The sequence below is a fragment of the Oleiphilus sp. HI0117 genome, assembly GCF_001635235.1.
The window spans coordinates 1-740 of record NZ_LWGA01000223.1 but is presented as its reverse complement, the minus strand read 5'-3'; the positions used below and the strand labels follow the sequence as shown (position 1 = coordinate 740).

Annotated in this window: 1 protein-coding gene; it reads left to right on the top strand. The window is 43.1% G+C overall.

Annotation, left to right across the window (positions count from 1 at the left end):
• Positions 1-28 precede the first annotated feature (28 nt).
• Positions 29-740 (top strand): amino acid--tRNA ligase-related protein (locus A3757_RS02830; RefSeq protein WP_304439167.1); only part of this gene is annotated, 712 nt, incomplete at its 3' end.

The window sequence follows — 740 nt, the reverse complement described above, 5'->3', positions numbered from 1 at the left end:
AGCAATGGATAAGTAATTGGAAGAAAATATGTCGAACGAACAGAATACTACGAACACTGAAGACCAAAATAAGTTGATCACTGAGCGTAAGAACAAACTCAAGGAACTGCGTGATGGTTGTTCAGCAAATGGTCACCGTAATGACTTCGAGCGAAAAGATTTAGCAGGAGATCTGTTAGAAAAGTTCGGTGAGTTCTCTAAGCCAGAGCTAGAAGAACAGGATAACCAAGTATCTGTTGCGGGTCGAATCATGTTTCAGCGGGGGCCATTTACTAAGATTTCTGATGTATCGGGTGGTATGCAGTATTACGTACCAAAAGATATTCAAAAAGAAATTGGCTACAAAACCCGTTTTGATTTAGGTGATATTGTTGGTGTACGGGGTGCCCTGCATAAGTCGGGTAAGGGCGAGTTATTTGTTAATATAGAACGTGCAGAAGATGTGGTTATCCTGACTAAGGCACTACGCCCTTTACCGGATAAGTTTCACGGCTTGGCGGATCAGGAAACTAAGTATCGTCAGCGCTATGTTGACTTGATCATCAACCAGGAAACTCGCGATTTGTTTATGGTTCGCTCCAAGATTATTGAGGGGATTCGTAAATACCTAAGTGATCGTGACTTTATGGAAGTTGAAACACCGATGCTGCAAACCATTCCTGGTGGCGCAACGGCTAAGCCTTTTGAAACGCATCACAATGCACTGGATATCGGTATGTACTTGCGTATCGCGCCAGAAT